Source organism: Rhizobium sp. BK418, assembly GCF_004341105.1.
Classification (GTDB): Bacteria; Pseudomonadota; Alphaproteobacteria; order Rhizobiales; family Rhizobiaceae; genus Rhizobium.
The window spans coordinates 470,775-482,014 of sequence record NZ_SLZK01000004.1; the positions used below are offsets into that span (position 1 = coordinate 470,775).

Annotated in this window: 10 protein-coding genes; 7 read left to right on the forward strand and 3 right to left on the reverse strand. The window is 58.4% G+C overall.

What is annotated here, in order from left to right:
- The first annotated feature begins 25 nt into the window (after nt 1-25).
- The 3 genes from EV281_RS19085 to EV281_RS19095 all read left to right on the forward strand — a co-directional run bounded on the left by EV281_RS19085 (nt 26) and on the right by EV281_RS19095 (nt 3,416).
- The gene (locus tag EV281_RS19085; protein WP_132655127.1) at nt 26-1,303 is read left to right on the forward strand and encodes a YeaH/YhbH family protein; all 1,278 of its coding nucleotides are present in this window, start codon (nt 26-28) and stop codon (nt 1,301-1,303) included.
- A complete protein-coding gene (locus tag EV281_RS19090; protein WP_132655129.1) occupies nt 1,300-2,865 on the forward strand; it encodes a SpoVR family protein in 1,566 nt (521 codons plus the stop codon). The genes EV281_RS19085 and EV281_RS19090 overlap by 4 nt, the downstream gene beginning before the upstream one ends.
- A 119-nt stretch (nt 2,866-2,984) precedes the next feature.
- On the forward strand, nt 2,985-3,416 hold the full coding sequence (locus tag EV281_RS19095; protein WP_132655131.1) for a hypothetical protein: 432 nt from the start codon (nt 2,985-2,987) through the stop codon (nt 3,414-3,416).
- Nucleotides 3,417-3,439: 23 nt separating this feature from the next.
- On the opposite strand, the gene EV281_RS19100 is transcribed toward EV281_RS19095, so the two are convergent.
- The gene (locus EV281_RS19100; protein WP_132655133.1) at nt 3,440-4,075 is read right to left on the reverse strand and encodes a glutathione S-transferase N-terminal domain-containing protein; all 636 of its coding nucleotides are present in this window, start codon (nt 4,073-4,075) and stop codon (nt 3,440-3,442) included.
- Between the two features lie 7 nt (nt 4,076-4,082).
- Complete coding sequence (locus EV281_RS19105) at nt 4,083-4,448, reverse strand: metalloregulator ArsR/SmtB family transcription factor (RefSeq protein ID WP_132655135.1); 366 nt, start codon at nt 4,446-4,448, stop codon at nt 4,083-4,085.
- Nucleotides 4,449-4,657: 209 nt separating this feature from the next.
- On the opposite strand from EV281_RS19105, the gene EV281_RS19110 reads away from it, so the two are divergent.
- The 4 genes from EV281_RS19110 to EV281_RS19125 are packed head-to-tail and all read left to right on the forward strand — an operon-like array spanning nt 4,658 to nt 9,514.
- Nucleotides 4,658-5,503, forward strand: coding sequence for an ABC transporter substrate-binding protein (locus EV281_RS19110; RefSeq protein ID WP_132655137.1), 846 nt, complete (start codon nt 4,658-4,660; stop codon nt 5,501-5,503).
- A 10-nt stretch (nt 5,504-5,513) separates the two neighbouring features.
- Nucleotides 5,514-6,644, forward strand: a complete 1,131-nt coding sequence (locus EV281_RS19115; protein WP_132655139.1) for an LLM class flavin-dependent oxidoreductase — start codon at nt 5,514-5,516, stop codon at nt 6,642-6,644.
- 24 nt (nt 6,645-6,668) lie between these two features.
- Nucleotides 6,669-8,498: a TRAP transporter large permease subunit gene (locus tag EV281_RS19120; RefSeq protein ID WP_132655141.1), complete on the forward strand. Its 1,830-nt coding sequence runs from the start codon at nt 6,669-6,671 to the stop codon at nt 8,496-8,498.
- A gap of 17 nt (nt 8,499-8,515) precedes the next feature.
- A complete protein-coding gene (locus tag EV281_RS19125) occupies nt 8,516-9,514 on the forward strand; it encodes a TRAP transporter substrate-binding protein (protein WP_132655143.1) in 999 nt (332 codons plus the stop codon).
- 294 nt (nt 9,515-9,808) lie between these two features.
- Here EV281_RS19125 and EV281_RS19130 read toward each other — a convergent pair whose 3' ends face one another.
- Nucleotides 9,809-10,870 (reverse strand): porin, encoded by a 1,062-nt coding sequence (locus tag EV281_RS19130; protein ID WP_132655145.1) that lies wholly within the window; start codon nt 10,868-10,870, stop codon nt 9,809-9,811.
- Between the last annotated feature and the right edge of the window lie 370 nt (nt 10,871-11,240).

Sequence of the window (11,240 nt, forward strand, 5' to 3'; positions counted from 1 at the left end):
GAGCGAGTACCCTGTAGGAGCAAACATGCACATCATAGACCGGCGGCTTAATCCGCGCGGTAAAAGTTTGGAAAATCGACAACGGTTCCTTCGGCGCGCCAAGGACGCCGTCGGGCAAGCGGTAAAACAATCTCTGCAAAACCGCTCCATTCGCGATGTGCTTGATGGCGGCGAAGTCACTCTTCCGATCGGCGGCATGTCCGAGCCAGGTTTTCACCGGGGTGGAGGCGGGGTTCACGACCGTGTTCTTCCAGGCAATCAGGAGTTCGTCGAGGGCGACCTTATCAAACGGCCACCGGCATCGGGCGGCGGCCGACCGAAGGAGGCAGGAGAGGGCGACGGCGAGGATGGTTTCCGTTTCGTGCTCACTCGGAAGGAATTTCTCAATATCTTCCTCGAAGATCTGGAATTGCCTGACCTCGCAAAACGTAAGCTGAGCGAGACCGAAGAAGTGACGCCGCAACGGGCGGGCTTCTCCGTCTCCGGCTCCCCCTCGAACATCGCCGTTGGTCGCACCACGCGCCTTGCCATGATGCGGCGCCTCGCGCTTCACCGTCCGAAGGCACAGGAAATCGAGGCGCTTCAGAAGCAGATCGACGAATGCGACAGCGCTGAAGAGCGCCTCATACTGGAGGAGAGGCTGAAGATGCTGACCCTCAAGAGCAAACGCATCCCCTATATCGATCCGCTCGATGTGCGCTATCGGCGCTTTGAAAACACGCCGAAGCCTGTCATCAAGGCAGTGATGTTCTGCCTCATGGATGTTTCCGGCTCTATGAGCGAACATATGAAGGATCTCGCCAAACGTTTTTACCTGCTCCTCTATCTCTTCCTGTCGCAGCGCTATGAAAAGGTCGAGATTGTCTTCATCCGGCATACGGAGAAGGCAGAGGAAGTCGACGAGGAAACCTTCTTCTACAGCCCGGCAACGGGCGGTACGCTGGTTTCCAGTGCGCTGGCTGCCATGCGTTCGATCGTTGCCGCGCGCTTCGATCCGACGGAATGGAACATCTACGCAGCCCAGGCTTCGGATGGCGATAATTCCTATTCCGACGGCGCTCTGACCGGCCAGTTGCTGGAGCACGAAATCCTGCCGGTCTGCCAGTACTTTGCCTATATCGAAGTCGGTGACGAGGACGGCGATTCCTCGATGTCGCGATCACCGCTCTGGACGCTCTATCAGGAGATTCGCTCCGCAGCGCTTCCTCTGGCCATGCGAAAGGTCTGCCGCAAGAACGAGATATTTCCTGTTTTCCACGATCTGTTCCAGAAAAAGACCGCCAAGGCGGGAGAAACGGCATGAAAACCAGCGCACGACATAGGGGAGGGCTGCTGTTTGAGGGCGCCGATTGGGATTTCCCGACCCTGCAGCACATCCACGACGCCTGCGAGGACATCGCCCTCGGAGAACTGGGATTGGATGTCTATCCAAACCAGATCGAGGTTATCACCTCGGAGCAGATGCTCGACGCTTATTCCTCGACCGGCATGCCGCTCTTCTATCGCCACTGGTCCTTTGGCAAGCACTTTGCCCATCATGAAGCATTCTACCGCCGCGGGATGCGCGATCTCGCCTATGAGATCGTCATTAACAGTTCACCCTGCATCTCCTATCTGATGGAGGAGAATACGGCGACCATGCAGACCCTGGTCATTGCGCACGCCGCCTTCGGCCATAACCATTTCTTCAAAAACAACTACCTTTTCAAGCTTTGGACCGATGCAGAGGGCATCCTAGATTATCTCGACTTCGCAAAGGGTTATATTTCCCGCTGCGAGGAACGCTATGGAGAGGTAGCCGTCGAGCGAACGCTGGATGCCGCCCATGCGCTGATGTCGCATGGCGTACACCGCTATGCCGGCAAGACGCAGGTGGACCTGAGGCAGGAGGAAAAACGGCAGCAGGAACGCCGCGCCCATGAAGAGAAGATCTTCAACGACCTCTGGCGGACGGTGCCTGTCGGCCAGAAGCGCAGCAAGTCGGACCGAGATCTGGAGCAGAGGCGGGCTGCACTCGGTTTACCGCAAGACAATATTCTCTACTTCCTCGAGAAATCGGCGCCACGGCTCCATTCCTGGCAGCGCGAGATATTGCGCATCGTCCGGCACGTCGCCCAGTATTTTCATCCCCAACGCCAAACCAAGGTGATGAACGAGGGAACTGCCACCTACGTCCACTATAATATCATGAAGCGCCTGCATGAGCGTGGGCAGATTAGCGACGGCAGCTATTTCGAGTTTCTGAAATCTCACACGAACGTCGTGTTCCAGCCCATGTTCGACGACCGCCGCTTCTCCGGCTTCAATCCCTATGCGTTGGGTTTTGCGATGATGCAGGATATCGAACGCATCGTGAAGGAGCCGACAGACGAAGATCGCGAGTGGTTTCCTGATATCGCCGGACGAGGCGATGCTATGGCTGTCCTGCGCGATATCTGGGCCAATTACCGCGATGAGAGTTTTGTGAGCCAGTTCCTCAGTCCACGCCTCATGCGGCAGTGGCGCATGTTCCAGCTCCATGACGATCCGGAGATTGAGGAGGGTATTCTGGTTTCGGCAATCCATGACGAGCGTGGTTACCGGCGCATCCGCCGGCAGCTCTCTCGCGACTACGACATAGGCTATACCGATCCGGCGATTGAGATCGTCGACGTCGATCTCTCCGGCGACCGCAGACTGCTGCTACAGCACCGGGCGAGCAACGACGAATTCCTGGAAGAGGATGACCTGAAGCTCGTTCTGCAGCACCTTGCCGATTTGTGGAGCTATGACGTTCTGCTGGAAGAGCTCGACAGCAAGGAAAGTATCGTTCGGAAGCATATCGCGCATCCGCGAACTTTTTCGCGACAAGGCGAATTCGCCTGAGGAGCCAAGATTCTGTCCGTTCGAGGGGCCTGATTCTTCAAACGTGATTGGACAGGCAGCGCAGTTGGGGTCAACCTTCTGATGGGGGCGTGCAATCTATTTCCGAATAGGAGGCCGCTATGGAACAATACGCAGTCGATCAGCTCAAAGCTATAGCCAGAGTCAGCCGCACCACTCCACAACTGTCTCGCGCCGAGCGCCTGGAGCGGTGGGCGGAGCTTCTGGAAAGCGATCCCACGCGTTCGCTCGTTACCCTTCGGGAAACCGAATATCTGCCCCGTGACCAGCGGGTGATGATGAGGATCGCCGGATCGCCGATATCCGTAGCCTATGCCGATCCGGTTCTGCGTGCCGCAGGTCTCGAGGGCGATACCTATGGGGACGCTCAGAGCTTTTTCGACCTTAACGATCGTCAGTTGCACGGGCTCGTGTGCTCCTGCCATTTTGGAGCACAGGTCGATGCAGGTGTTGTCGCCCGCCATCTGAGGGCAGCCTCCATGCCAGGTGTGAAGGGTATCCTGGCACGCATGCGGCTGCTTTTCACGCGATAGGCTGCGGCCGAAAACTTTAGCGATTAGAGACCGGGCAGCGGAACCGGCCCGGTGAAGTGCGGTACTTCGTAGCCGCGCTTCACCTGAGGCCGGGCGGCGATCTGCAGATACCAGCGGCGGACATTCGGGAAGTCGTTGAGGTCGATTTTGTGGCGCGTGAAGCGAGAAACCCAGGGCCAGACAGCCATGTCGGCGATGGAATAGTCACCGGCAAGGTGTTCCCGGCCATTGAGCCTTGCATCGAGCGTTTCATAAAGCCTGATCGTGTCTCTGCGGAAAAGCGTCTCGGCGAAGGGCGCGTGACCTTCATTATAGGTCAGGAAATAATGCGCGTGGCCGAGCGTCGGTCCGAAGCCACCCATCTGCCACATCAGCCATTCGATGGTGTGGTGGCGAGCACTGCCTTCGCGCGGCAGGAATCTTCCCGTCTTTTCGGCGAGATAGAACAGGATGGCGCCGGATTCGGCAAGGGTGACATCGGTCTCGTGGTCGACGATGGCCGGGATCTTGCCGCCCGGATTGATCGCAAGGTAGCCGGCGGAAAACTGATCGCCCCTAGTGATGTCGATTGCGTGGGTTTTGTAAGGAAGGCCGAATTCCTCAAGTGCGATCGATATCTTCAGGCCGTTCGGCGTGATCCAGGTATAGAAATCGATCATAGGGCGATCAGTCGAACATCACTTCATCGACTGGCAGCTTTGCCATGCCGAAACGACCGGTTACATCGTCGAGGCCGGAGAACATGTTCCGCAGCGCGTAGACAATGGTTTCGACCCTCGCATCGGCGACGCGATAGACAATCGCCTTGCCCTCGCGACGCCCCTCGATGACGCCTGCTTCGCGCAGTTCCGCAAGCTGTTGCGAGAGCGTCGGCTGACGGATGCCGAGCTCTTCCTCCAGCGCAGAGACGGACGCCTCGGTTTCCATAAGATAACAGACGATCGCCAGCCTGTTTGCATTGGCGATAAGCTTCAGCAGTTCGCTCGCCTCGCCGACACTGCGGCAGACCCTCGATGACACGGGTTTGGTCATGGCCACCTCTTTTGTTCTACAAAAAAGTAAAGTGAGCAAGTCGGATTTTCAATGCTGAACATACTGACACGAGTGTTGTGGCAGAAGATTTTATTATCGGTAGATTTTATAGATTTTTGATTTGGTTTCCTGTCGCTTCCAGGGATGACATTTCTCGCCGTCAATATATAAAAAAGTAGATTGATCGCAGTCACAATCTTGGAATGAAGATGAGAATCGGCGTTCATCCCAACAATCTCCATCTGCGGCTCGCCAGCGTCTGGCCCGGTGCCTTTGCTGATCTCGATCCGATCTTCGTTCCTTATAGCGAGGGCCGCGATACGGCGTCGCTGCTCGAAGCCGGCGTTATCCATGTTGGTGGAACAGGATCGACGCCGCCGATCGAGGCGGATGCCCGAGGCCTCGGCGTTGAGTATGTTGGAGCATCCGCGCCACGGCCTGCCAATGGCGCGATCTTCGTGCGCGCCGAGACTGATGTCGAGTCTGTCGCCGGTCTTGCTGGGCGCAGAATCTCGCTGATCGATGGTTCGTTTCATACCTATCTGCTTGCCCGCAGCCTCGAGGCCGAGGGTCTTATGCTTGACGATGTCGAACGCGTCGAAAGTGGCACACGAGATTCCTTGGCAGAACTGCTGGAGGGCAGGGTGGATGCTTGGGTTGCCATGTCGCCGCGGCTGGAGAAGGCGATCGGGCGCACCGATCTCCGCCTCATCGTCCGCTGCGGGGCGACTATTCCCAATCGGTCGTTGTTCTGGAGCCTTGCGCGCATCGGGCTCTCTTCCGCAGAAATCGCAGGTATTGTTTCAGAGCTTGCCCGGATCGGCGGTGAGATTGCGGCGGATCCGGTGACGGCGGCCCATCTTCTGGCAGAAAACGACCGCAGCGGCACTGGTGCTGACGCCTGGGGGCAGATAGTGCGCTCACGTGATTTCTCGGTCGTGTCGATCGATGCGCCAGTGCTTGCCGAGCAGCAGGAAGAGGCTGATACGCTCTTCCGCCACGGCCATTTCGATCGCGCGGTCGCCATTGGCCGACCGCTGCAGGCAACCAAGTAAGGAGCCGGAGATGAATGTCTTCTGGTATATGTGCGCGCCTGACGGTGCTTATCCATGGCAGCCGGAGGGCTCGCGTCAGGTCGATTACGGCTATTACAAGCAGCTTGCACAGGCCTATGATCACCTCGGTTATACTGGCGCGCTCTTTGCGACTGGCGCCCATGATGTCTGGGTGCTGGCAAGCGCGCTGCTCTCCTATACCGAACGGCTTCGTTTCCTCGTGGCCATCCATCCGGGTTTGGTCGCGCCGACCCTGCTTGCCAAGATGGCCGCCACGTTTCAGGAGTTCGCACGCGGGCGCCTGTTGATCAATGTGGTCTCAGGCGATGCGAAGATGCTCGGCGCTTATGGCATGATGCTGCCGCATGACGAACGTTACGCCATGGCGGATGAATATCTGCAGCTCTGGCATCGCCTCTTTGCCGGCGAAAGCGTCACTTATCAGGGAAGATATTTCTCCACCGACGGCGCCAAGCTCGCCTTGCCCGTCGGCGAAAGCATCGCTCCGCCGCCGCTCTGGTTCGGTGGCTCGTCGGACAAGGCGCTCGATGTCGCGGCAAAACATGTCGACACCTATCTTTCCTGGGGCGAAACTCCTGAGCAAATTAAAGGCAAGGTCGAGGCTGTGAAAGCACGAGCCGCCCGTTACGGACGCGAGCTCGAATATGGCATCCGCCTCTATGTGATCGTACGCGACACGGACGAGAAAGCTTGGGAGGCAGCAGCCGATCTCTATGGTCGCATGGATGACGCGGCTATCGCCGCCAATCAGCGTTTCGTCGCCCGCAGTGATTCGGTCGGCCAGCAGCGCATGACGGCGCTCCACGGCGGTCTGAAGCCGGCCAACCTACGCGATCTCGAAGTCGCCCCCAATCTCTGGGCCGGCATCGGCCTTGTGCGCCCCGGACCCGGCACGGCGATCGTCGGCTCTCCCGATACGGTGCTGCGCACGCTGGAAGCCTATCAGGAGGCCGGTGTCGAAACCTTTATTCTTTCCGGCATGCCGCTGCTTGAGGAAGCCTATCGTTTCGGCGAAAAGGTTCTGCCGCGTCTCGATGTCACCAGGGAGGTGTCGACGGCGCGCAACTACACTTGGTCAACGCTCTTCGATCGCGACCTTTCCACCGTCAAGAGCGCCTGACAATACGGCAAGAAAGCAAGCACCGTGGCAGCAAGCGAATTTCATCCAGCCGAACAGGAAGCGACAGGCGACGGGCTTGCGGCCCGTATTCTGCGCGCAATCGAGGCGGTGCTCGGCGCCGCAGCCGCCCTGGTGCTGGCCGTGCTGCTGTTCATGGTGCTTATCACGGTCTGCATGCGCTATTTCTTTGCCGCTGGCTTCATCGGCGCGGAAGATCTCGGTATCTGGCTGCATGTGCTGCTCATTGCGCTCGGCGCGCCCCTCAGCCTCAATAGTGCGCTCGCCATGCGTCTGGATGTCTTCATCAAGATGATGCCGGAACGGCTGTATCCGGCAACGCAGGTTGCTGCCGACGTCTTCACAGTGCTTTCGGGCTTCATTCTGAGCTTCGGCGGTAACGAGATCATGACCATGCTCGGCGGCGTTTCACCAACGCTCGGCGTGCCGGAATGGATCCGCTTCGGTTTTCTCGGTGCCGGCGGCGGGCTGATCCTGATCGTTCTTCTCTTGCAGCGCATCGCCGAGGGAAAAACATGGCCAGTCTTGCTCTCCTTCGCAATCGGCGCAGCGCTCTATGCCGGCATCCCTTTCATCTCGATTGAAGTCGACTGGCCGCCCAGCATTTTTCTCGGCCTGATCGCTTCAATCGGCCTGGTGCTCGCAGCGCCGCTCCCACATGCCTTTCTGGCGGCTGCCTACGTCGTGATCGCCTTCGGTAGCAGCCTGCCGGAGCCGGCGATTGTTTCATCGACTGTGACAGGCATCTCGAAATTTCTGCTGCTTGCCATTCCCTTCTTCCTGCTTGCCGGCGGATTGCTGACAGCATCGGGCGTCGCCAACCAGCTCGTTCGCTTTGCCGCCGCCATTGTCGGCCATCGTCGTGCTGGTCTCGCCCAGACGACGCTGCTGACCAGCGTGCTGTTCTCCGGCGCCTCCGGTTCATCGGTTGCCAATGCCGCCTTCGGTGCATCCACCTTCCAGCCGGAGCTCGTCCGCCACGGTTATCAGCCGGCCAAGGCTGCGGCGATCATCGCGGCGACCTCGGTGCTCGACAACGTCATTCCCCCGTCGATCGCCTTCCTGATTCTTGCAACTGCCACCAATCTTTCGGTCGGTTCACTACTGGTCGGCGGCTTCTTTGCCGGTGGCCTAATGGCCATCTGCCTTGCCGTCGCAATTCATCTGACGGTCCGCGATCAGGCGCCGCTGCCGCGGGCCACATCTGCACAGCGCTGGCAGTCGGCTGTCCAGGCAATTCCTGCCTTCGGTCTAGGCATCATTGTGGTGGTCGGCATCCGTATCGGCGTTGTCACAACGACAGAGGCCGCGGCCCTTGCCGCCTTCTATACCTTCCTGCTTGGTATCGGCGCGCGACTCGGCATACTCTCGCTCTATGCTGCCTTCCGGCAGGCTGCCGTCGAAGCTGCGGCGATCGGCCTGCTGATCGGCACGGCCGGCCCCTTCGCCTTCCTGCTCGCCGTCGACAATGTCTCAGGCCTGATCTCTAACCTGACGACGGCGCTTGGCGGCAGCGCGCTCGCCGTAATCCTGCTATCGAACATTATCCTACTCGTCGTCGGGCTCGTTCTCGATATTGGCGCTGCGATCCTGCTGTTCGGGCCGATCCTGTTGCCGGCAGCCGTCGCCGCCGGTATCGATCCCATCCATTTCGGAGTCATCATCGTGGTCAACCTGATGATTCACGGCCTGACGCCGCCGCTCGGCATGCTGATCTACGTCGTCAGCGGCGTGACCCGTATCCCGGCTTCCGCTCTCTTCAAGGCAGTCGTTCCTTATCTGCTTGCCCTTCTCGTCTCGCTCGCAATTCTCTGCGCTTGGGCGATCATCTTTTAACGGACAGGACCTGATCCATGGATAATCTCAACCGACGTAATTTCCTGAAGACCGCCACGGTTGCCTCCACTGCCCTTGCCGCGCCGGCCTTCGTTCGCAGGGCCGCCGCCCGCACGACGACGATCACCATTGCCTCGCTGCTCGGCGACGACAAGCCGGAGACGAAGATCTGGGTGAAGATCAGCCAGTTGGTGGAAGCCAAGCTGCCCGGTCAGTTCAAATTCAATATCGTCAAGAATGGTGCGCTCGGCGGTGAAAAGGAGGTAGCTGAAGGTGTTCGGCTCGGCTCCATCCACGCCAGCCTGTCAACAGTCTCCTCTCTCTCCGGCTGGACTCCGGAACTGCAGATCCTCGATCTTCCTTTCCTGTTTCGTGATGCAGATCATGTGCGTCGCACCGTTAGCGGTGGTGTAGGCGCCGATCTGAAAGGCAGGTTGCAGGCGCAGAATTTTGTCGTCGGCGACTTTATCAACTACGGCGCGCGTCATCTCCTGACCAAGGAGGCGGTGACGCGTCCGGAACAACTCAAGGGCAAGCGGATCCGCGTCATCCAGAGCCCGCTGCACACCAAGCTTTGGAGTGCTTTCGGCACGACACCGATCGGCATCCCGATCACCGAGACCTATAATTCGCTGGCAACCGGCGTTGCCGACGCGATGGATCTCACCAAATCGGCCTATGCCGGCTTCAAGCTCTACGAGGTGGTGCCTTATATGACCGAGACCGGTCACATCTGGGCATCGGGCGTCATCTACTATTCCTCGACCTTCTGGGCCGGTCTGAACGACGAACAGAAGGCCGTCTTCCAGCAGACATCGACCGAAGGAGCTGCCTATTTCAACCAGCTCATTGCCGATGACGAAGTGGCATCGGTCGAAGTCTCGCTGAAAAACGGTGGCAAGCTCCTGAAGCCGGAAGTTTTCGAGGAATGGCAGAAAGGCGCCCAAGGTGTTTGGAACGATTTCGCTCCGATTGTCGGCGGCCTCGATCGCATTAAGGCCGTCCAATCGGCCTGACGAAGGAGGACGGGAGATGACACATAAGCGGCGTGTATTCTCAGGCTTGCCGGTCTTGCCGAAACAATTGCCAGATTGACAGCAGCCGGGTCAACAAGCTCGCCATATCAAAAAAGCCCGCCCTCTTGTGAGGGCGGGCCATAACCATCTACAGGAGTGGAGTTCTGTATCGATGGGCGAGGCCGGCCCGGCAGGGAACCGGCCCGACCTCTATCTTCTGAATTGGAGGTCACCAAACCAGAAGCTCGTGATGAAAAACCCCGAGATATTATCCCGGGGTCTTCAATATTCAAATTAGAACGAGCGCTGCAGACGGAAGTAACCGGTCGTGGAGTCGTCGCCATCTTCCGGATCCAGGTACTGGACGGAAGCCTTGGCGTAGAAGTTGTCAACGATCTGGTAGTCAACCGTCAGACCGACCTTCCAGGCATCGCCGGTACCGTCGAAATCATCAGGAACGGTGTCGAACGCGCTGGCACCGCCGATGTAGTTGCCGTAGTACTGAACACCGGGGGTGATCTTCAGCTTGTCCGTTGCCTTGATGGCGTATTCGGCAGCAACTGCCCATTCAGCCGTCGAGTAGTAGGAGTTCGGGCCGCTGGAGTAGACAGCTGCGAGGCCGAGCGTGCCCGGGCCGACTTCAACCGTACCCATTGCACGGATTGCGCCGTCTTCGTTGTCGACATCCCAGCCGCCGGTGATCTGGTAGCTGAAGGCACCAGCCGTGCCGCCGATGCCGAAGGCAATGCCGACATTGTTCGGACCATCATCCGGAACCAGGAGGCCGGTGACGGGATCTACGCTACCCTGGTAAACGCCGTCTTCCAGTTCGTCGACGCTGAGACCAGCGTAAAAGGAACCGGTTTCGTACTGATAACGGATGGAGTTATGCAGCGTTACGACGGAACCGATGTCGTCCGTTTCGCCGGAGAGACCATCGTCCCACCAGGAGTAGAACAGACCAGCGCGGAAGCCCGCGACGTCGAGGTAAGCGGAGTCGAGGATCGTATCCTGGTCCGTCGCGTTGTCGGCATTGGCCTGGATAACGATCACGCCGGTGAGCGGGCCGTATTCGGTGTCGCTCTTGGCCGTGAACTGAACCTGACCACGGGTTACAGCATCCCAATCCGAGTCGCCGCCAACGTTTTCGCCGACATTAACCTGGAAACGGATGTAGCCTTCGATCTTCAGGCAGGTTTCCGTGCCCGGGATGTAGAAGTAGCCGGTGCCGTAAGCGTCGCAGACGCGAACGTACTCAACCGGTTCCGGCTCGGCAGCAACGATTGCGTCTGCTGCGAATGCCGGTGCAGCGATGAGGGCAGCTGCAGAACCAAGCAACATCATACGAATGTTCATGGAAAGCCAATCTCCTAAGTTCGAGTGCGTTCCACGAAAGAACGTCCCCTCTGATAAAACCGATTAATTCGGTGAGACCTAAAATAACCGAAAGGCAGGAGGGCTCAACAATGAATGGTCTCATTTTACAGAGAATTCTAACTAAACCGCCATGTGTGTGACAGAAGTACAACACCCCTTGGGCGGGTATTAACAAGAGGTAAAATAGAATGGCGAAATATCGCTATATTAGTACGAGTTAGCGGGGATTGGCCGAGCGCAAATGCGCACGGGAGTCCGTCGCTGAAGCCTCAATCTATCGAAAATCCCGCTGCCGCGAGCCTGTGTTTACGCATCCGGAAAGGGCTGCCGAGAGAAAATACGGCCGAAA

Bases quoted from the DNA above. Each gene is read 5' to 3' on its own strand.
- EV281_RS19085 (WP_132655127.1), top strand. From the start codon at position 26: ATGCACATCATAGACCGGCGGCTTAATCCGCGCGGTAAAAGTTTGGAA.
- EV281_RS19090 (WP_132655129.1), top strand. From the start codon at position 1,300: ATGAAAACCAGCGCACGACATAGGGGAGGGCTGCTGTTTGAGGGCGCC.
- EV281_RS19095 (WP_132655131.1), top strand. From the start codon at position 2,985: ATGGAACAATACGCAGTCGATCAGCTCAAAGCTATAGCCAGAGTCAGC.
- EV281_RS19100 (WP_132655133.1), bottom strand. From the start codon at position 4,075: ATGATCGATTTCTATACCTGGATCACGCCGAACGGCCTGAAGATATCG.
- EV281_RS19105 (WP_132655135.1), bottom strand. From the start codon at position 4,448: ATGACCAAACCCGTGTCATCGAGGGTCTGCCGCAGTGTCGGCGAGGCG.
- EV281_RS19110 (WP_132655137.1), top strand. From the start codon at position 4,658: ATGAGAATCGGCGTTCATCCCAACAATCTCCATCTGCGGCTCGCCAGC.
- EV281_RS19115 (WP_132655139.1), top strand. From the start codon at position 5,514: ATGAATGTCTTCTGGTATATGTGCGCGCCTGACGGTGCTTATCCATGG.
- EV281_RS19125 (WP_132655143.1), top strand. From the start codon at position 8,516: ATGGATAATCTCAACCGACGTAATTTCCTGAAGACCGCCACGGTTGCC.
- EV281_RS19130 (WP_132655145.1), bottom strand. From the start codon at position 10,870: ATGAACATTCGTATGATGTTGCTTGGTTCTGCAGCTGCCCTCATCGCT.